The sequence below is a fragment of the Streptomyces sp. NPDC038707 genome (assembly GCF_040636485.1).
Taxonomy (GTDB): Bacteria; Actinomycetota; Actinomycetes; order Streptomycetales; family Streptomycetaceae; genus Streptomyces.
Map to the genome: position 1 here is coordinate 1 of NZ_JBEZUP010000022.1, position 20,556 is coordinate 20,556.

The following is a 20,556-nucleotide window of genomic DNA, read 5'->3' on the forward strand; positions in this document are numbered from 1 at the left end:
CACCGGCACCCCCTACCACCTCCACCCCGTACAGGCCACCGGCACCGACGAGACCGTCAAGTCGGCCTCGTACACGACCGGTTCGGGCACCTTCACCGTACCCGCCCGCACGGTAGCGGTGTTCACCCGCTGAGTCGGTCCGTCCCCGCACGCACAACGGGTGCCCCTCGCTCGGCGAGGGGCACCCTTCGGTCGTTCCGTGTCAGGACAGATGGACTCCAGTGGCGGCGAGCAGCGCGCCGTTCGCGGCCCGCTGGGTGACGAGGAGCTGGGAGCGCAGCGCGGCCGGGACGCGGTCGCGGTCGCGGGGGTCGACCGTGAACGCCGGGTCGTCCGCCAGCTCCGGGTGCGCCGCTTTCTGGGCGTCCGTGAGCTTCGTCGGGACCAGCCGCAGCCAGTGCCCCTCGTCGGACAGCGCGCCGTCCTGGACGGTGATGCCTCCCTCGGGGGCGTACACGAGCTGCTGGCTGGTGGAGTCCGTGGTCCTCACCTTCCACACGACCGTGTCCGTGTCGATCCAGTGGGCCTTGGCCGTGCCGAGGTCCAGGTCGGGGGCGCTGCCCACGGTCGGCAGCAGGTAGTCGCCGTCACCGCCGATCAGCCACGTCTCCTTGCCGTAGGTGGCGAAGTCCAGCGACCGGTCGGCGGCGATGTCCTTCTGGTCGCCCTTGTGGACGATGTAGCTGAGTGTGGTCGCACCGTCGGCGAGCGGTACTTCGAAGGTGACACCGAAGGCGTCCCTGCCGGTCGGCACGAGCGGCGCCGACCAGTCCGTGGGGTGCTTGGCGCCGGTCCAGGTGTGCAGGCCCCAGCCGTCGTAGTCCCCGTCGGCCCGGTGGTAGTGGATCACGGCCTTGGCCGGGTCGGGTGCCGGGTAGGTGCCGCGCGGTGCCGTGTCCGACTGACCGTCGTCACCCTGCCGGATCCAGACCTCTCCCGTCTTGTCCAGGTCGACGGTGCGCGACGGCCCGTCCGCCGTGCCGTTGCCGGTGACCGTGTAGGTCAGGCTCCGCGCCCCGTCCTCGGGCTTGACCCAGGCGAACGCGCCGTAGGCGTCACGTCCGGTGAACTCGGCCGACTGGCCCGCGGATTCGAGTCGCCATCCGGTGTAGTCGCCGTCCGGGCGCAGGTAGTGCACGACGGCGTAGGGGCGGTGCAGGGCGCTCGGCGGCCGGGGAGCCGCGGTCTGGCCGGCCTCGGTCGTGGCGAGGGCGCTCGCGGTGCGGCCCGCGAGGTCGACGGCCACGGCCTTGTAGCGCAGGGGGGTGCCCCGCCGGACGGTGTCGGGCAGGTGCTGGGTCACCTTGTACGGGGCGTGGTCTGCGGTGCCGAGCGTCTGCCACGGGCCGTCGCCGACCTGGGCGGCGAAGACCACGCGATTGAGGCCGCCGCCGCTGACGTCGGCGGAGATGTCGACGTCGCCGGTGGCACCCGCCGCGGGGGCCGTCAGTTCCAGGGCGGGCCGGGTGGCCGGCGTGCCGAGCCGCTGCGCCGCCTCCAGCACCACGGTCGACAGCGGCGGGACGGTGATGGTGACACGGGTGTCGGCGCCGCTGGTCACCGTGGCGGGGGTGCCGTACAGGCCCCGGTAGGCCGTCCGGGCAGTGCCTGTGGGGATGCGCACGGTCCGTGGCGCGGTGGCGTTGTTGGAGGCGACCAGGTAGTGGTCGCGCCGCCGGGGGTCCGTCCGGGTGAAGGCGTAGACGGAGCCTTGTGCGTAGCGTTCGGTCTGGACGCCGTCGCGCAGGGCGGGGTGGTGCCGGGTGAGCCGGGACAGGGCGGCTGTCGCCCGGTACAGGGGGTGGGAGGTGTCGTAGGCGTCCGAGGCGGCCGTGCGGTCGGTGCCGATCTCGTCGTCGTCCAGGTAGTCCGGCACCTTCGAGGCGAACATCGTCTGACGGGCGTCCTTGTCGCCGCCGGCGCCGGTGAAGCCCTGCTCGTCGCCGGAGTAGACGACCGGGTTGCCCCGGGACAGGAACATCAGCTCGTGGGCGAAGCGGTCCCGGCGCAGCAGTTCGGCGTCGTCGGCCTTCGGGTTGTCCTTGAGGAGGAAGCCGCCGATGCGGCCCATGTCGTGGTTGCCGAGGAAGGTCACCTGCTCATAGGCGTTCGCCTTGTCGGTGGTGTAGCGGTAGTCCTGGGCGAAGACGTCGGCGAGGCGGTCGGCCGGCCGGCCCTGGGAGGCGTACTGGCGGACGGCGTCCTGGAGGGGGAAGTCGAGCGTCGCGTCGAGGCGGCCCCGGCGTACGTACGGGGAGGTGACGGCCGGGTCGGAGGACAGGGTCTCACCGAAGACGAAGAAGTTCTTCCGGCCCTTGCGGGCCGCGTAGGCGTCGAGCGCCGTCGCCCACTGCGTCCAGAAGGCCATGTCGACGTTGCGGACGGTGTCGACGCGGAAACCGTCGACGCGGAAGTCCTCCACCCACTTCTCGTAGATCTCCTCCATGCCGCGCACGACTTCGGGGCGTTCGGTCCACAGGTCGTCGAGACCGGTGTGGTCGCCGTAGAGGTTGCTCTCGCCGGCGAAGGTGGAGTCGCCGCGGTTGTGGTACATGGTGGAGTCGTTGAGCCAGGCGGGGACCTTCGCGTTCCGTTCGGCCGGGGCGACCTGCGGGGTGTAGGGGAAGCCGCGGGCGTCGACCTTGTGCATGCCCTTGCTGTCGTCGAAGGGGCGGCCCTCGGTGTCCAGGTAGGGGTAGGCGCCCTTGCCGCGGTAGGCGGACGTCTTCTCGGTGTTGGTGACGGTGTCGGCCGTGTGGTTGGTGATGACGTCGAAGAAGACCTTCATCCCCTTGGCGTGGGCCTTGCGGATGAGTTCCGCGAGGTCCGCGTTGCTGCCGAAGTGCGGGTCGACGCGGGTGAAGTCGGTGATCCAGTAGCCGTGGTAGCCGGCGCTCTCGCCGTTGCCCTGCACCGGCTTGTTCTTGAAGATCGGGGCCAGCCAGATCGCGGTGGTGCCGAGCCCCTTGACGTAGTCCAGCTTGCTGATCAGCCCCTTGAGGTCACCTCCCTGGTAGAAGCCCTTGTCGGTGGGGTCGTAGCCGGTGGCGGTGCGGTCTCCGGTCAGTCCGCCCCGGTCGTTGGCGGCGGAGCCGTTGGCGAACCGGTCGGGGAGGAGGAAGTAGAACTGCTCGCGGGTCATGTCGTGCCGGGCCGGCACCGCGGCCAGCCGGGCGTCGGACGGCGGGGCGGGCGGGCGGCTCGCGGCGCTCGCCGGCGGGGCGGCGTGCAGGGCCGTGGCGAGCAGCGCGGCGGTGGCGGTCACGGTGGCGGCGCGGGTGACGGCGGCCGTCAGATTCCGGCCGTGCGGGTGTGCGGGCGGTCCGCCCGGGTTGCCGCGGGCGGTGGGTGCTGGGTTCACGGTGCGGCTCTCTTCCTTTCGTACGGTGTGCTGGGGAGGTCAGCCGGACGGCACGCGCACGGTCGTCGCTCCGAGCAGGGCCCCGTCCTGTCCTCGCTGGGTGGCGATCAGCTGGCGGCTCGCCCGGGCCTCGGCGATCCGGTCGCGGTCTCGTGGGTCGACGGTGAAGGCCTGGTGGTCCGCGAGGCCGGGAGGGGCGGACCGTTGGGCGTCGGTGAGGTGTGTGGGAATCAGGCGCAGCCAGTGCCCCTCGTCCGACAGGGCGCCGTTCTCCAGCCGGATGCCGCCGTCGGGTGCGTACACGAGTTGCTGACTGGCGACTCCGGCGCCGGTCCCCCGCCATACGACGGTCGTGTCGTCCAGCCAGGTCGCGGCGGACGTGCCGAGGTCCAGGCCGAAGGCGCCGCCGAGGGTGGGGGTGAGGTAGGCGGGGTCGCCGGCCACGCGCCACACCTCGTGGCCGTAGAGGGAGAAGTCGAGGGTCTCGTCGGAGGGGACGTCCTTGTCCTCCTTCCGGTGCAGGAGGTAGCTGAGCGAGTCGGCGTGAGCGGTCAGCGGGACCTCGAAGACCAGGCCGAAGGAGTCCCGGCGCACCGGGCGGATCGGGTCGTTCCACTCCGGCGGACGGGCCGCTCCCGTCCAGGCGTGCAGGCCCCAGCCGTCGTAGTCGCCGTCGGGGCGGTGGTAGTGGACGACCGCCGTCGCCGGATCCTGGGCCGGGTAGGCGTCGGCGGGTCTGGTGCCGGTGACCGTGTCGCCGCCCTGCTCGGTCCACACCTCGGGGGTCGCGGTGAAGTCCAGCGTGCGCGCGGGGCCGTCGGGGGTGCCGTCCTTCTCCACGGTGAAGGGGATGCCGGTGGCGCCTTGGGCCGGGGCCAGCCAGGCGAACGCTCCGTAGGCGTCCCGGCCGGTGAAGGCGGCGGTCCGGCCGTCGGGCGTGCGCAGCAGCAGGCGGTCGTAGTCGCCGTCGGGGCGCCGGTAGTGGACGACGGCCCAGTGGCGTGCCGCGGTGGGTGCGGGCGCCGTCGCCGCCCGGCCCGCGGTCGTGGTGACGAGGGCGCTCGCGGTCCGGCCGGCCCGGTCGACGACGACCGCCTTGTAGCGGAGCGGGGTTCCCTCGGGGACGTCCGGGGCGATGGTCTGGGTGACCCGGTAGGGCGCGTGGTCGGCGGTGCCGAGCGTCTGCCAGGGGCCGGTGCCGGTCTGGGCGGCGAAGACGACCCGCGGGTCTCCGCCGCCGGTGACGCCGGCGGAGACTTCCACGGTGCCGTGGGCGCCCGGGGCCGGAGCGGTGAGTGTCAGCGAGGGCGCGGCCGCGGGCGGGTGCGGTGGCCGTGCCGCCCGGTACACCACGGACGACAGGGCCGGGACGGTCACGGTGACCTTTCCGTCCGTGTCGCCGCGCACGCCGCCGGTGGTGCCGTACAGCGCGCGGTAGGGCATGCCGGGCGAGCCGGCCGGCAGGGTGACGGTCCGTGCCTCGGTGGCGTTGTTGAGCGCCACCACGTAATCGCGTCCGTCGCGGACGTCGGTACGGGTGAAGGCGTAGACGGAGCCTTGTGCGTAGCGTTCGGTCTGGACGCCGTCGCGCAGGGCGGGGTGGTGCCGGGTGAGCCGGGACAGGGCGGCTGTCGCCCGGTACAGGGGGTGGGAGGTGTCGTAGGCGTCCGAGGCGGCCGTGCGGTCGGTGCCGATCTCGTCGTCGTCCAGGTAGTCCGGCACCTTCGAGGCGAACATCGTCTGACGGGCGGCCACGTCGGCACCCGAGCCGGTGAAGCCCTGCTCGTCGCCGGAGTAGACGACCGGGTTGCCCCGGGACAGGAACATCAGCTCGTGGGCCAGGCGGTCGCGGGCGAGGAGTTCGGCGTCGTCCGCGCCCGGGTGGTCCTGGGCGATGAAGGCGCCGATGCGGCCCATGTCGTGGCTGCCGAGGAAGGTGACCTGGCTGTAGGCGTTGGTCTTGTCGGTGGTGTAGCGGTAGTCCTGGGCGAAGACGTGGGCGAGGTCGTCCGCGGGGCCGCCGCGCGAGGCGAAGTTGCGGGCGGCGGCCTGGAACGGGAAGTCGAGCGTGGCGTCGAGCCGGCCCTGGGTGACGTAGGGGGCGGTGACGGCCGCGTCGGCGGAGAACGCCTCGGCGAAGAGGAAGAAGTCCCGGCGTCCGTGCCGGGCCGCGTAGCGGTCGAGAGCGGTGGCCCACTGGGTCCAGAAGGCCATGTCGACGTTCTTGGCGGTGTCGACCCGGAAGCCGTCCACGCCGAAGTCGTGGACCCACTTCTCGTAGATCCGCTCCATGCCCCGGACGACCTCCGGTCGTTCGGTCCACAGGTCGTCCATGCCCATGAAATCGCCGTCCAGGGCGCTCTCCCCGGCGAAGGTGGAGTTGCCCCGGTTGTGGTACATGGACGGGTCGTTCAGCCAGTCGGGCACCTTGCGGTCCCGCGGGTCGGCGGAGACGCGCGGGGTGTACGGGGCGCCGTCCGCGTCCGCCGGGCGCATGCCGGCGCTGTCGTCGAAGGGGCGGCCCTCGGTGTCGAGGTAGGGGTAGGCGCCCTTGCCGCGGTACCCGTAGCGTCTCTCGGCGTAGTCGATGGTGTCCGCGGTGTGGTTGGTGATGACGTCGAAGAACACCTTCATGCCCTTGGCGTGGGCCTTGTCGATCAGTTCGGAGAGGTCTGCCTCGGTGCCGAAGTGCGGGTCGACGCTGGTGAAGTCGGTGATGGCGTAGCCGTGGTAGTTGGCGGTGGCCCTGCCGTCGCGGACCGTCACGGGTTTGTTCCTGAACACCGGTGCGAGCCAGATGGCGGTGGTGCCGAGGCCCTTGATGTAGTCCAGGTGGTCGATCGCGCCCCTGAGGTCGCCGCCCTGGAAGAAGTCCTCGTCGGTCGGGTCGTAGCCGGTGGTGGTGCGGTCGCCGGTCAGTCCGCCCCGGTCGTTGGCGGCGGAGCCGTCGGCGAACCGGTCGGGCAGCAGCAGGTAGAACTGCTCGCGGCTCGTCGCCGGGCGGGCCGGCTGGTGCGCGAGCCGTGCGTCCGTCGGCGGCGGGGGCGGTTCGGCGGCCGCCGCCGGGGACGAGGATGGCCCGGCGGCCGTCGCCGGGGGCGCCGACGGGGGCAGGACGGCTGTGCACAGCGCGATGGCCAGGACGGTTGCGTGGTGTCTGGGTCTGCCGACCACTGACGCGTCTCCTCGGGGTGTCGGTCGGGGGCGAGGACGGGGTGCCGCCGTGCGGGGGCGCGGGACCGCCCGGCACCGGTGGTACGGGCCGGGCGGTCACCGGGGGCCACCGTTCGTCCGCCGTGACCGGCGTTCTCCGGGTGGGGCGGTCAGCCGCGCCAGGTGTCGTTCAGCGTGACCACACCGTCGGCCGGCACGGTGGCCGTGCGGTTGGAGCCGCTCTCCCAGGTGACGTTGCCGCTCGCGTCCTTGCGGATGTACTTGTACTCGAACGCGGTGCCCGCGGGCAGGGACTGGTCGAGCTTCCACACGGGGTAGCTCGCCGGGTCCATCTTGAGGGCGTTCGAGGTGTTCCAGTTGCCGAGGGCGGAGGTGCCGCCGACGACGTAGATGTCCTGGCCCCACTGGGTGGTGGCGTTGACGTGGAACGAGGCTCCGGTGGCGGGATCGGGGTCGGGGTCGACGGTGGTGTCGCAGTTCTTGGCCCCGACGTGCAGGGCGAGGGCGGAGTCGGCGCCCAGGGTGGCCGTGAACCGGCCGGACGAGTCGACGGTCACCCCCTTGCCGCTCTGCACGTCGCAGTAGCTCCCGGCGGGCAGCGAGGTCTGGAAGGTGCGGGTGAGGGGGGAGCCCTCGTGGTTGATGACGACGTACGCCTTGTCGCCGCGGCCGAAGGCGATCTGGTTGTTGCCGTTGTCCCACCAGTCGGTCACGGCCGTACCGGCTGCCGTGTTGCGGAGCTTGACCATGCTCGCTATCTCGCGCCAGGCGTGCTGGCACTTCCAGCCGTCGGTGTAACAGGCGTTGACCTGACCGTTGTTCGGGCCGCCGGCGTCCTTGTCGCTGAACTCGTAGCCGGAGTGCACATCGGGTGAGCCGTAGGGCCAGGCCAGCATGAAGACGTGGGCGAGGGTGTACCGGCTGCCGTCCTTGTAGGTGAGGCTGCCTCCGTTGCGTTCGGTGTCGTGGTTGGTGACGAAGACGGACGCCTTGGCGCTGGAGACGTAGCCCCAGGCCTCGCCGAAGTTCTTCAGTTCGGCGAGCTTCTCGTTGGTGAAGACGCGCTTGAGGTCGTAGGCGTAGCGGAACTCCTGGACGTCGCCCGTGTTGTAGAACTCGGGCGGCTGGACCGCCTCGCCGGGGGCGCCGATGGTCTCCTGGTTCCAGTACACGCCGGGGTTGGTCAGGCGGGACTTGATGTTGGCGAGGTCGTCCTCGGGGATGTGCTTGGCGGCGTCGACGCGGAAGCCGTCGACGCCGAGGGACAGCAGGTCGTTCAGGTAGCCCGCGATGGTCTTGCGGACGTACTCCTCGCCGGTGTCGAGGTCGGGCAGGCCGCCCATCTCGCAGTGCTGGACGTTCCAGCGGTCGGCGTAGTTGCTGATGCTCGTGGTGCAGTCGTCCATGTCGGCCGCGGAGTACGTGCCGGGGTAGTTGTACTTGCTGAAGGACGACCCGGCGGTGCCGGTGCCGGAGGCGTTCGCCATGTGGTTGATCACGGTGTCGGCGACCACCTTGACGCCTGCGGCGTGACAGGTGTCCACCATGTTCTTGAAGTCCGCGCGGTTGCCCAGCTTGGTGCCGATCTTGTAGCTGACCGGCTGGTAGGCCGTCCACCAGGAGGGGCCCTGGATGTGTTCGTTCGGCGGGGAGACCTGGACGTAGCCGTACCCGTCGGGGCCCAGCCGGTCCGTGCAGGCCTTGGCGACGGACTTGAAGTTCCATTCGAACATCACCGCGGTGACGTCCTTGGCGCCGGGCGCGCTCGCTTGCGCCGGCGTCGGTGCCGTGACGGCCACAGCGGCTCCCGCCAGAAGGGCGAGTGCAGCGGCCACGGTCTTTCGGGCCATGGTTGCTCCAGTGGGGAAGTGGGGTGTACCGGAGTCAGCCTCGGTCGACAACGCGCCATGCCAGGTAAGGCCGTTCACTGGTTCTTTCTGCAAGAAATTGCGGTCGAGACCGTACGGCGCCGCTCACCGCAGGTCAACCCCTCGCGCAGAAATGGCAGTTGAGCAGGCAATAGTTGAAGGAGCTGCGCGGAAAGTCTTTCGCAACGGTTTTCAGAGTGTTACGTTCGACGAACTCCGGCCCCCGGCCGCGGGGTTCGCACCCGGTGCGTCCCCGACGCGCCCGGCCGAGCGGTCGGGGTCACACGGACTCCAGCAAGGGCTCCCACCAGGCCCGGTGGGTCCGGTACCAGTCCGCCGTGGCGGCCAGTGCCGTCTCGAAACCGACGCGTGGCCGGTATCCCAGCTCCGCGGTGATCTTGCTGTGGTCCACCGCGTACCGCCGGTCGTGCCCCTTGCGGTCCTCGACGTGCGTGATGCGTTCCGGGCCCGCTCCGCACCACCGGAGCAGACGGTGTGCGAGGTCGAGATTGGTCAGCGAGGTGCCGCCCCCGATGTTGTACGTCTGCCCCGGCCGTCCCGCCGTGCGCACCAGCTCCACCGCCCGGACGTGGTCGTCCACGTGCAGCCAGTCGCGCACCTGCCGCCCGTCGCCGTACACCGGCAGGTCACCGCCGCTCAGCAGGGTGGCGATGAAGCGCGGGACGACCTTCTCGGGATGCTGGTAGGGGCCGAAGTTGTTGGAGCAGCGGGTCACCCGGACGTCCAGGCCGTGGGTGTGGTGGTGGGCCAGCGCGACGAGGTCGGCCGCCGCCTTGGAGGCCGCGTACGGCGAGCTGGGTCTGAGCTGGTCCTCCTCCCGTGCGGCCCCCTCGGGTATCGAGCCGTAGACCTCGTCGGTGGAGATCTGCACGAAGGTCCGCACCCCGTGCCGCAGCGCGGCGTCCAGGAGCGTGTGGGTGCCCAGCACGTTGGTGTGGGTGAAACCGGTGCCGTCCGCGATGGAGCGGTCGACGTGCGACTCCGCCGCGAAGTGCACGATCTCGTCGTGCCCGGCCGCCAGCCGCCGGACCGTCGCGGTGTCGCAGACGTCGCCGTGCACGAAGGTCAGGCCGGGGTGGCCGCGCACCGGGTCGAGGCGGGCGGGGCTGCCCGCGTAGGTGAGCTTGTCCAGGACCGTGACCGTGACACCGGGCGGCCCCGCGGGGCCGAGCAGCGCGCGGACGTAGGCGGATCCGATGAAGCCGGCTCCGCCGGTGACGAGGATGCGTGAGGTCATGAGGTGAGCTGCACCTTGCTGTGGTCGCCGAGCACGAGACGGTGGGCGCGGGGCGGGCGGGGCGCGGCGGTCACCACGGCCTCCCGGCCGATGAGCGACCGCTCGATCCGTGCGGCCCCTTCGACGCACGCGCCCTGGAGGAGCACCGAGAACTCGATCGCGCTGTCCTCGATCCGGCAGTCCTCGGCGATGGCGGTGTACGGGCCGACGCTGGAGTTGTTGATGACGGCGCCCGCCCCGACCACCACGGGACCGACGATCCGTGATCCGCGCACCACGGCACCGTCCGCGATGCGGACCCGGCCCACCAGCACGCTGTCCGGATCGACCTTGCCGTCCACCCGCCCCTCCACCCGGTCCAGGACGTGCCGGTTCGCCTCCAGCAGGTCCTCGACGCTGCCGGTGTCGCGCCACGGCCGGGTGGTCGTCTCCGCGCGCACCGGCAGACCGCGGTCGATCATCCACTGCACCGCGTGGGTGATCTCCAGCTCGCCGCGCCCGGAGGGATGGATGGCGCGCACCGCCTCGTGCACGGCCGGGGTGAAGACGTAGACGCCGACCAGGGCCAGATCGCTGCGGGGCCGTTCCGGCTTCTCCTCCAGTCGCCGCACCACCCCGTCGCCGTCGACTTCCGCGACGCCGAAGGCGGTGGGGTCGGGCACCGGGGTGAGCAGCAGCCGGGCGGCGTCCCGGTGCGCGGCGGCGCGCCGGACGAATCCCGCGACGCCGTCCTCCAGGTGGTTGTCCCCGAGGTACAGCAGGAAGTCGTCGTCTCCGAGGAAGGCGCGGGCGACCGCGACCGCGTGGGCGAGTCCCAGGGGCCGGGGCTGGTGCAGATAGGCGATGCTCAGACCGAAGGCCGAGCCGTCGCCGATCGCGCGGCGGACCTCGTCCCCGTGCCGGCCGACCACCACGCCGACCTCTTCGATGCCCGCCTCGGCTATCGCCTGCAGGGCGTAGTGCACCACCGGTCTGTTGGCGAGGGGGAGGAGCTGCTTGGCGCTCGTGTGGGTGAACGGCCGCAGCCGGCTGCCGGTACCACCCGCCAGTACCAGGGCTTTCATCCCGGGCACCGGTGTCGCGGCGGGGACTGGATCTGTGGTCTCACGGATGTCTCCTTGAGCGAGAGTCGCGGTGTCACCGGTGGAGCTGTCCCCGACTCAAGCAGACGCCGCACCAGGGGCGCAAGGTCGTTCCGCAACTTTCAGCAACTTCTTGCATACGGTGCCGCGTTGGTGTTTGACTCACTCCGGCACCGCCCAACGGCGCTGTTCGCACCAGCAGTTCGCACAGAAGGAGGTGGGCCGCGATGACGGCTCGGCACCAGCGGGAACGGCTGGCGCGGGAGGCCCGGCATCTGGCTCCGGGCGCCTCCGAGGAGGCCGCCGTCGGGCGCCGGGTCTTCGCCGAGGGGCGTGGCCCGGTCCTCACGGACCTCGACGGCAACCAGTACCTGGACTTCGCGGCGGGCACCCTGACCCAGTCGCTGGGACACGGCCATCCCGAGGTCGTGGCGGCGCTCACCGAACAGGCCCGGCGCCTGTGGAACGTGCACGACTCGGCGACGCCGGACCGGGCCGCCCTGCTGGAACTGCTGGCCGGGCTGCTGCCGGAGCGGCTGGACACCTACGCGCTGTTCTCCACCGGCGCGGAGGTCGTCGAGGCCGCGCTGCGCGTGGTGCAGGCCACCGCCGCACCGGGCCGCAACCGGATCGGCGCGCTGCGCGGGGGCTTCCACGGCAAGACGACGGGCGCGCGGATGCTGGTGCACTGGGACGTGGGCCACCAGTCCTTCGCCGGCAACTCCGTCCTCGGGTACTCGGCCTACTGCTACCGCTGCCCGCTGGAACTCACCTATCCCTCCTGCGGGGTGCGGTGTGCCTCGCTCGTGCGCAAGCACATCGCCGACAAGCCGAACATCTCCGCGCTGGTCTTCGAACCGGTCCTCGGCGCCGCCGGTGTCATCGTGCCGCCCCCGGGCTACTGGGAGCAGATCGCCGACGCCTGCCGGTCGGGCGGCGTCCTGCTGGTGGCCGACGAGGTGCTCACGGGCGGCGGCCGCACGGGCACGTTCCTGGCGAGCGAGCAGTTCGGCCTCGAACCCGATCTGGTGACCCTGTCCAAGGGACTGGCCAGCGGATTCCCGTTCGCCGTGCTGGCGGGGCGGGCCGATCTGCTGCACCATCCGGCGGCGTCCGGAGCCGGCGCCTACGCGTCGACGTACGCGGGCAACCCGCTCGGCATCGCGGCGGCCCGGGCCACGCTGGAGGTCGTCGAACGCGACCGCCTGATCGAGCGCGTACGGGTCCTCGGCGAGCTGCTGCACGAACGGCTGAACGCCCTCGCGGGCCGTTTCGAGAGCCTCGGGGACGTACGCGGCCTCGGGCTGCTGTACGGACTGGAGTTCGTCACCGACCGGGCGAGCCGCACCCCCGCACCGCACCTCGCGCGGGCCGTCTACAGCACCGCCCTCGACCTCGGCCTCAGAGTCGCCCTGGGCGGACACATCCTGCGGCTGGCACCGCCCTTCACCATCGACGAGCCGCTCCTGCACGAGGGCGTGGGACTGCTGGAACAGGCCCTGGAGCGGGTGCTGTCGTGATCGTCGCGGAGAACCTCGTCAAGGAGTTCCGGCTCGCCGAGCGCAAGCCTGGCCTGGCCGGCAGTCTGGCCACCCTCTTCACCCGCGAACACCGCCTCGTCCGCGCGGTCGACGGCGTGTCCTTCACGATCCCGGCCGGCGCGAAGACGGCGTACATCGGGGCCAACGGGGCGGGCAAGTCGACCACGATCAAGATGCTCACCGGGATCATGACACCCACCAGCGGGCGCTGTCTGGTCCGCGGCATCGAGCCGTACCGGCACCGGCAGGCCAACGCCCGTGGCATAGGGGTGGTGTTCGGGCAGCGCAGTCAGCTCTGGTGGGACCTGTCCGTACCGGACTCGTTCCGCATCCTGCGCCGGATCTACGACATCCCCGACGCGGTGTACCACCGCAATCTCGCCCTGTACCGGGAGTTGCTGGACATCGACGCCCTCGGGACCACGCCCGTGCGCCAGTTGAGCCTGGGACAGCGGATGCGGGCCGAGATCGCGGCGAGCCTGCTGCACGATCCGGCGGTCGTCTTCTGGGACGAGCCGACCATCGGGCTCGACATGGTGCTCAAGGACGCGGTACGGCAGTTGGTCAACCGTGTCCACGCGGAACTGGGCACGACCGTCGTGCTCACCAGCCACGACCTCGCGGACATCGCCGCCATCTGCGACAGCGCGCTGGTCGTGGACCGGGGGCGGGTGGTGCACCAGGGCAGCATCCGGGATCTGCTGCGCACCGCCGACCGGCGCTCGGTCGTGTTCGACCACCGGGGCCGGCCGGATCCCGGGCCCGTCCGCGCGGAGATCGAGCGGGGGCTGCCCGGGGTGAGTGCCGCGTCCGTGGAGGACGGCCGGATCAGGGTCGACTACCCGGCGGACCGGTTCACCTCCCGAGAGGTGCTCGGCTTCCTGCTCGACCGCTTCGACCTGGCGGACTGCTACGCGCCCGAACCCGACCTGGAGGACGTCCTGCGCAGGATCTACGGCGGCCACCGGGAGTCCCCGCCCGCCGGGGCCCCCGACGGACACCGGGAAGGCACGGCATGACCGGCCCGCGTCCGCCACGGGAGGAGGTCCCCGGGCGCCGCGTCCCGTCCGCCCGTGTCCGGCGTTACCTGCCGTTCGCCACCGGAGGGCTCCAGTCCCTGCTCCAGTACCGGTCGACGTTCGTGACCACCGGGATCACGGCCGCCGCCGGCGCGGCGATCACCGTGTTCCTGTGGCGGGCGGTGTACGCGGGCGCCCCGCCCGGCGGCGGGCCGGGCGGCTTCACCGCCGAGAGCATCACCACCTACCTCCTGGTGGCGCAGGTGCTGCAGGTCCTGCACGCCAACCGGGTGGACGACGAGGTCGCCGCCGAGGTCTACCGCGGTGACGTCGCCGTCATGCTGGTGCGGCCCGTCAGCTACCCGTTGATGCGGTTCTTCGCGTCCCTGCCGGTGGTCGCGGCCAACGCCGTGCTGGTCGGCGTCCCCGTGCTCGTGCTGTTCGCGCTGCTGGTGCCGCTCACCGCGCCGCGGCCCGTGGACGTCGTGCTGTTCGCGGTGTCCACCGCGCTGTCCGTGCTGCTCGCCTTCCTCGTGAACCTGCTGACCGGGATGACGGGCTTCGTCACCACGAACACCTGGGGGGTGCGGATGGTGAAGCAGAGCGTGGTCGCCTTCTTCGCCGGACAACTGGTGCCCCTCGCCCTGATGCCGGGGTGGCTGGCCGCACTGGCGTCCGCGCTGCCGTTCAGGGGCATGGTCGACGGGCCGCTCACCCTGCTGCTCGGCCGTTACGACGGGGTGGCCGGCGCGGCCGGCGTGCTCGCCCGGCAGATCGGCTGGGTGGCCGCTCTGGCGCTGCTCACCGGCGTGCTGTGGCGGGCCTCGCTGAGCCGTCTGGAGGTGCTCGGCGGATGACCGGCACGGTGTGGCGCCATGTGCGGCTGGCCTTCTTCCTCGGCGGGGTCGGGCTGCACCGGCTGAGCGCGTACCGGATGGACTTCGCCCTGGGGGCGGGGGCCTTCCTGGTCCGCGTGGGGCTCCAGACGGCCGTGGTGGGGCTGGTCTTCCGGCAGGTGCCCGCGGTGGACGGCTGGACCTATCACGAGGTGCTGTTCCTGCTGGGCTTCTCGCTGCTGCCGCGCGGCCTGGATCACCTCTTCACGGACCAGCTGTGGGAACTGGGCCGCAAGCTGGTCCAGCGCGGCGAGTTCTACCGCTATCTGATCCGCCCCGTGAACCCGCTGTTCTCGCTGCTGTCGGAGCGCTTCTTCCATCCCGACGGACTCGGTGAACTCGCCGTGGGTGCCGTGCTGGTGGGCTGGTCCGGCAGCGAGCTGGGCCTCAGCCTCACCGCGGTGCAGTGGCTCGCGGTCCCGTTCCTCGTGCTGTGCGGCGCCCTGATCCACGCCTCGGTGAAGCTGCTGTTCGCGTCGCTGTCCTTCTGGACGGTCACCAGTCTGCCGTCGATGTACGCGGCGAACCAGGTGTCCGAGTTCGCCGCGTACCCGCTGGACATCTACCACCCCTCGTTGCGCGCCGTACTGACCTGGGTGCTCCCGTTCGCCTTCACCTCGTACGTGCCGTGCGTGTACCTGCTGACCGGTGCCGCCTCAGGGGTGGTCTGGCTGCCGGTGGTGACCGCCGGAGCCCTCGCCGTCGCCCTGACCGTCTGGCGGCACGGCATCAACGCCTATGAAATGACCGGGAGTTGAACAAGCACGTGATCCGCGACGATGACCTCGAACCCCTGCTGCGCGGCGCGCCGTGGATGCCGCGCGATCTGCGGGCGGCCGACCGGTACCGGGCGGTCGACCATGCCGAACTGGACTCCGGCGAGTTGCTGCTGGTGGTGGCCGCGGCCGGCGGACCCGCCTCGGGCGAACGGATCTTCCTGACCGCGCGCCGCGCGCCGTCGGGCGCCCTCACCACGGCCCCCGACGACGGGCCGCACGGACTCGCGGCCGTGCGCCGTGTGCTCACCGGCGCACGGCTGCGCACCAGCGGCGGCGGACAGCTGGACTTCCGCCGGGCGCCCTCGGCACCGGCCGGGGAGGTCCGGTGGCTCCCCTTCGACCAGGGCTGGTCCTCCAACTCCCTGTCCCTGGTGGAGGTGAACGGCTCCGCCTACCTCCACAAGACCTACCGGAGCGTGGACCGGGCGGTCCACGAACCCGAACTGCTGCGCCTGATGAGCGGCACCGGTCACACGCCCGAGTGGGCCGGGGACTACACCTACACGGACCCCGTGCACGGGACCCGGCACCCCGTGGGGGTCCTCTACCGCCATGCCCCGGGCCGGGGGATCGACGCGCCGCTGCGCGAGAACCTGCGCTCCCTGTGGCCACGGCTCGCGGACGGCGCCGTGCCGGAACGGCTCGTCCACGCCCATCTCGTGCCGCTGGAGGCCAGGTTGCGCGCCGCCGGGGCTTTCCTGCGCGGCTTTCACAGGGACCTGGCGGCACGCCTGGGCACCCCCGCCGCCGGGTACCCGGTGGCGGACGCCCTCGCGCGGTCCTCGGCGCGGCTGGCCGAGCTGGCCCGGACCGACGCGCCCCTCCCCCGGGCCGCGCGCGCGGCCGCCTTCGACGCCCTCGCCGCCGAGCTCGACCGTCTCGGGCGCGAGCTGGACGGCCGGACGACGGCTCCCGGCGCCGGCCCCTGCCACGGCGACCTGCACCTGTCGCACCTGCTGTGCGCCGACGCGGCCGACGGCACCTGGCGCATGAGCGTCATCGACCTGTCCACGCCCGCCCTGTCACCCGACGACCCGGAGTACGCCGCCCAGTCCCCCGTGCAGGATCTCGTCGCCGTGCGGCGCGCACTGGAGTACTTCGCCGCCGACGAGGCCGCCTTCGAGAGCTCCCGCCGGCTCGGCGTCGACTCGACGGAGACCATGTACGGCTCCCTGGACGGCGCGCCCGGTCTGCCGCCCGCGGACCGGGCCGTGCTGGAGAACGTCTTCCGCGCCGCCGACCTCTGGCGCGAGCGCGTACTGCGCCTGCTGCTCGGCCCCGCCACCGACGACCCGCTGCGGCGGCTGCTGTACCTGCGCCGGCTCCTGCACGAGCTGGGCTACAACCACGACCACGCCCGGCCCTACCACGCCGCGATCGACCTGCGCCACGCGCTCGCGCTGGCCTCCCCCGCCCCGACGACTCCCGCGAGGACATGACCGTCGTGAACGCGCCCAGGATGCACATCATCGAGACGTACTTCGAGTGCTGCGGATTCGACCACACCTTCCTGCAGGGCGGCACGTCCGTGTACCTGTGGAACCTGTCCAGGGCCTTCGCCGCCCGGGGACACCGGGTCTCCATCGTCACCCCCGCCCACGGCCGGCTCGACGACCTGCGCCGGCGCTACGAGGTGGAGGACCTGCCCTACGAGGACGCCTACACCCTGCCGGTGGCCCTCGACCCCCGCGTCTGGCAGGGCTTCCCCGCACAGGCCGACCTGGCGCTGCGCACCACCGCCCACCGCATCCGGCTGGCGGGCGTAGACCTGTACTTCCTGGCCAACGAGTACTTGAACCGCCTGCCCGACACGTTCTACCCGCCGTACTCCGCCAAGGGCCGGGACCTGGTGTTCTTCAAGCCCCTGGTGTTCCAGGCGGACAGCGTGCGCTTCCTGCGCGGCTGGTTCGGCGGCGAGAAGGCCGTCGTCCACGCGCACGAGCCGTACTACCACTACCTGCTGCCGGCCGCCCTGCGGGACGATCCGACGAAGCTGGTCGTCAGCAACGTGCAGAGCAACATGCCGATCGCCAAGAAGGTGTACCGGCCGGAGGTGGAGCGCCTCTTCGAACTGCTCGGCGTGGAAGTCGAGTTGCCGGACCCCGAGCCCGATACCGACGCGCCCGCGGCGATCGTGCAGTACCAGCAGCTCACCCACCTGCACTACACCTACCCGCCGGACCACGTGGCGATCTACGAGCTGACCGCCGAGCACGCCGACCTGATCGACTTCCTGTCGTCCGGCCAGCTCGACTTCTACGCGGGGTTCCGGGACACGCCGTTCGAGGCACTGTTCCGGCAGTTGCCCATCGCCGACGTGGTGCGGCGCAACGCCCACAAGATGTTCGTCGGCGGCTGCGCCATCTCCGACCAGTGGCTGGCCTGGGACCCGGCCGGCGTGGACCGGGCGGAGGTGCTCGGCGGCCTGGGCCTGGACCCCGCCCTGCCGACGTTCTTCCACAACGCCCGCTACGCGGTCCACCACAAGGGCCAGGTGGAGCTGATGCGGGCCGTGGACCGGGTGCTGGGCGAGGGCCTGGAGGCCAACTTCGTCATCCGCTGCATCTCCGGCAACGGCATCGACGACCCCTTCTTCCACGAGGTGGCCGCCCGCCATCCGGGCCGCCTGCACTTCGAGTGGGAACGCGTCGAGGAGGAGCGGGTCTTCTCCTACGCCGCCGCCTGCGACTTCGCCCTGTTCCCCTCCAAGTTCGAGATGGACACCTTCCTGATCGCGCAGGGCGAGGCCATGGCCGTGGGCGCGGTGCCGATCGCCACGGACCAGCGCGGCATGGAGCACTTCCGGCACGCCGACGGCCCGCAGACCACGACCGGGTTCGCGGTGAACCGCTCCTTCGCGGAGGACGACGACCTGCTCACCTCCGCGCTGGCGGAGCGCATCCGGCAGGCGGCGGCCCTGTGGTCGGAGGAACCCGGTCGCTACCGCGAGCTGTCCGAGCGGGCCGCGGCCGTCGCCCGGGTCTTCACCTGGGACCACTGCGCCGACCTGCACCTGGCGGCGTTCACCGGCCTGTGGGAGGGCCGGCCCGCCGCCCTGTCGACCGAACTGGCGTCGCGGCACGGCTGGTTCGGCCTGCTGCCGGACGCGTCGGTCACCACCGCCGCCGCGCTCGCACACGGTGACATCGCGGCGTACGAACGCCGTGCGCCCTTCGACGCGGACGCCGCGACGGCGATGTTCCGCGCCGCCTGGGAGCGGGCCGACTTCGCCGCCTGCGAGCGGGTGCTCGACCGGCTCCCCGGCGCGGTGCCCGCGGCGGAAGCCGCCCGGCTGCGCGACCGGTCCCGGATCCTCGGCGACGGACGGCTGGAGTACCGGCTCCCGCACGCCGAACGGGTGGAGGTCGTCGAGCCCCGGCGGGGCCCCGGCCGGGCCCTGCCCGAGGTGCGCACCCTGGAACGGACGGCGCCGGGGACCTTCGTGGGCGAGGCTCCGAGCCCCGCCGGCCGGCTGCTGCTCACTCTGTCCACCGGCCGGGTGACCTGGGACGAGGTGCGTCATGGCTGATCTGAGCACGGTCCGCGCGGTGCTGCTGGCGGGCGGTGAGGGACGCCGGATGGGCCCGCTCGGCACGGGACGGCTCAAGCCGCTGGTCCCCTACGGGGGCACCTGCCGGCTCATCGACTTCAGCCTGGCCAACGCCCGCGCCTCGGGCCTTCCGGAGGTGCTGCTGCTGCCCCAGTACGAGGAGCGGCTGCTGATGGACGACCTGCACCGGACGTGGAACACCGGCCCCGGCTTCCGGGTGCGCTTCGGTCCGTACGACGGCGCCTACGCCGGCCGGCACCTGCCCGCCGCGCTGCCGCCGCGCACCTGGCCACTGGAGCGGGGCACGGCCGACGCGTTGCTCCGCAAGGCGGAGTACGTCTTCACCGAGGGCACCCGGGACGTCCTCGTCCTGCACGCGGACCACGTCTACCGGTACGACTACGGCCCGCTGGTCGAGGAGCACCGGGCCTCCGGCGCGGCGCTGACCGTCGCCTACCAGCGGATCGACATGCGCTGGGTGCACCTGTTCGGCATGGTCCGCTTCGATGACGGCGGCCGGCTGACCGAGTTCACGGAGAAGCCCGAGAACCCCACCTCCGACCTGGTCTTCGCCGCGTTCTGCGTCTTCGACGCCGCCGTGCTGCGCCGGTACCTGACCGAGCTGGACGGCACCGACTGGCAGCACGACATCAGCCGGGACGTGATTCCCGCGATGCTCGCCGCCGGGGAGCACATCCGCGGCCACGAGGTGCACGGCCACTGGGAGGACATCGGCACCGTCGAGCGCTACCACCGCGCCCACCTGGCGCTGGCCGCCGGGCCCCGGGCACCCCTGCCCCTCGGGCGGATGCCGCGGACGGTGCGGCCGGGGGTCGGGCGGCGCTGGGTCGCCGACGCGCCGGGAGTACGTACGTCGGTGGTCCCCGCGGACCTCGCCAACGCCGGGCTCGTGCACGACAGCGTGATCTTCCCCGGCGTGCGGATCGGCGCGGGTGCCCGGGTGCGCCGCAGCGTGGTGCTTTCCGGCGCGGTCATACCGCCCGGCGCCGACATCGACGGAGCGGTCGTCCTGGAGGACGGACGCGTTCAGCACGTTGCCGAAGGAGTGAGCGCATGACCCTGCCCCAACACCACACCCGCGCCGGGCGCCCGGCCGACTACGACGTCCTGGTGGTCGGCGGGGTCGGGGTGGACACCATCGTGCGCGTGGACGAGCTGCGCGTACCGCCGGGCGACTCGGTCTTCGTGGAGCCGCTGAAGGACTACGTAGGGCACACCGGCAACGGTGTCGCGCTGGGCTGGCACGCGCTCGGGCTGCGCACCAAGTTCATCGACTTCCTCGGCGACGACCCGCAGGGGCGCATGGTGCTGGAGCACTACGCGCGCCAGGGGCTCGACTTCAGCCACCTGATCTCGCCGCACGGCACCCCGCGCTCGGCGAACCTGGTGGACCCGCGGGGCCGCCGCTTCTCCTTCTACGACGGCCGCCATCCCGCCGGCCTCAGGCTGCCCCGCGACTTCTACCTGCCGTTCCTGGAGCGGTCGGCCCACGTCCACCTGTCGATCATCGGCCACAACCAGGACATGTACGGGGACGTCCACCGGCTCGGCGTGACCAGCTCCACCGATCTGCACGACTGGGACGGGCACAACCCGCACCACCGCCACTACGCCCTCAACTCCGACTACGTCTTCCTGAGCGCGGCGGCGATCCACGACCGGCTGGAGAGCGTGCTGCGGATGATCCTCGACGAGGGCCGGGCCCGGTTCGTGGTCGCGACCGACGGTGCCGACGGCTGCCATGTGCTGGAGCGGGGCGGCACGGAGGTCCGCCACTTCCCCGCCGTGCGCCCCGAGCGTCCGGTGGTGGACAGCAACGGCGCCGGGGACGCCTTCGTCACCGCGTTCCTGCACTCCTGGTTCGAGGGGCGCCCGCTGGAGGAGTGCGTGCTGAGCGGTTCGGTGGCCGGCGCCTTCGTGTGCGGGAGCGTCGGCACCCACACCGAGTTCATCGACCTGCCGGGGCTGCGCGCGGCCGCCGCGCGCGCCGCGGGCGACCGGTGAGGG

12 protein-coding genes and 2 pseudogenes are annotated in these 20,556 nt (G+C 72.1%); 9 read left to right on the forward strand and 5 right to left on the reverse strand.

The window, feature by feature from the left end; translation table 11 throughout:
• On the forward strand, positions 1-133 hold a 133-nt coding region (locus AB0E62_RS26170; RefSeq protein WP_362198769.1), incomplete at its 5' end, for an alpha-1,6-glucosidase domain-containing protein.
• Between the two features lie 81 nt (positions 134-214).
• Here AB0E62_RS26170 and AB0E62_RS26175 read toward each other — a convergent pair.
• The 5 genes and pseudogenes from AB0E62_RS26175 to AB0E62_RS26195 all read right to left on the reverse strand — a co-directional run.
• A pseudogene (locus AB0E62_RS26175) lies at positions 215-3,265 on the reverse strand (alpha-amylase family glycosyl hydrolase); the annotation flags it as partial.
• A gap of 150 nt (positions 3,266-3,415) precedes the next feature.
• A pseudogene (locus AB0E62_RS26180) lies at positions 3,416-6,475 on the reverse strand (alpha-amylase family glycosyl hydrolase); the annotation flags it as partial.
• Between the two features lie 209 nt (positions 6,476-6,684).
• The gene (locus AB0E62_RS26185; protein ID WP_362198514.1) at positions 6,685-8,385 is read right to left on the reverse strand and encodes a carbohydrate-binding module family 20 domain-containing protein; all 1,701 of its coding nucleotides are present in this window, start codon (positions 8,383-8,385) and stop codon (positions 6,685-6,687) included.
• 298 nt (positions 8,386-8,683) lie between these two features.
• Positions 8,684-9,661: a dTDP-glucose 4,6-dehydratase gene (gene rfbB, locus AB0E62_RS26190; RefSeq protein WP_362198517.1), complete on the reverse strand. Its 978-nt coding sequence runs from the start codon at positions 9,659-9,661 to the stop codon at positions 8,684-8,686.
• Complete coding sequence (locus AB0E62_RS26195; RefSeq protein WP_362198520.1) at positions 9,658-10,725, reverse strand: glucose-1-phosphate thymidylyltransferase; 1,068 nt, start codon at positions 10,723-10,725, stop codon at positions 9,658-9,660. The genes rfbB and AB0E62_RS26195 overlap by 4 nt, the downstream gene beginning before the upstream one ends.
• 245 nt (positions 10,726-10,970) lie before the next feature.
• On the opposite strand from AB0E62_RS26195, the gene AB0E62_RS26200 reads away from it, so the two are divergent.
• The 8 genes from AB0E62_RS26200 to AB0E62_RS26235 are packed head-to-tail and all read left to right on the forward strand — an operon-like array spanning position 10,971 to position 20,553.
• The gene (locus AB0E62_RS26200; protein WP_362198523.1) at positions 10,971-12,263 is read left to right on the forward strand and encodes an aminotransferase class III-fold pyridoxal phosphate-dependent enzyme; all 1,293 of its coding nucleotides are present in this window, start codon (positions 10,971-10,973) and stop codon (positions 12,261-12,263) included.
• Complete coding sequence (locus AB0E62_RS26205) at positions 12,260-13,303, forward strand: ATP-binding cassette domain-containing protein (protein WP_362198526.1); 1,044 nt, start codon at positions 12,260-12,262, stop codon at positions 13,301-13,303. The genes AB0E62_RS26200 and AB0E62_RS26205 overlap by 4 nt, the downstream gene beginning before the upstream one ends.
• Complete coding sequence (locus AB0E62_RS26210; protein ID WP_362198529.1) at positions 13,300-14,160, forward strand: ABC-2 family transporter protein; 861 nt, start codon at positions 13,300-13,302, stop codon at positions 14,158-14,160. The genes AB0E62_RS26205 and AB0E62_RS26210 overlap by 4 nt, the downstream gene beginning before the upstream one ends.
• The gene (locus tag AB0E62_RS26215) at positions 14,157-14,957 is read left to right on the forward strand and encodes an ABC-2 family transporter protein (protein WP_362198532.1); all 801 of its coding nucleotides are present in this window, start codon (positions 14,157-14,159) and stop codon (positions 14,955-14,957) included. The genes AB0E62_RS26210 and AB0E62_RS26215 overlap by 4 nt, the downstream gene beginning before the upstream one ends.
• Entirely contained in the window at positions 14,954-16,417 is a 1,464-nt protein-coding gene (locus tag AB0E62_RS26220; protein WP_362198535.1) for a hypothetical protein, read from the forward strand. Before AB0E62_RS26215 ends, AB0E62_RS26220 begins: the two co-directional genes overlap by 4 nt.
• Positions 16,414-18,507, forward strand: coding sequence for a glycogen/starch synthase (locus AB0E62_RS26225; RefSeq protein WP_362198538.1), 2,094 nt, complete (start codon positions 16,414-16,416; stop codon positions 18,505-18,507). Before AB0E62_RS26220 ends, AB0E62_RS26225 begins: the two co-directional genes overlap by 4 nt.
• On the forward strand, positions 18,500-19,606 hold the full coding sequence (locus tag AB0E62_RS26230; RefSeq protein ID WP_362198540.1) for a sugar phosphate nucleotidyltransferase: 1,107 nt from the start codon (positions 18,500-18,502) through the stop codon (positions 19,604-19,606). Before AB0E62_RS26225 ends, AB0E62_RS26230 begins: the two co-directional genes overlap by 8 nt.
• Positions 19,603-20,553, forward strand: a complete 951-nt coding sequence (locus AB0E62_RS26235) for a carbohydrate kinase family protein (protein WP_362198543.1) — start codon at positions 19,603-19,605, stop codon at positions 20,551-20,553. Before AB0E62_RS26230 ends, AB0E62_RS26235 begins: the two co-directional genes overlap by 4 nt.
• Positions 20,554-20,556 lie beyond the last annotated feature (3 nt).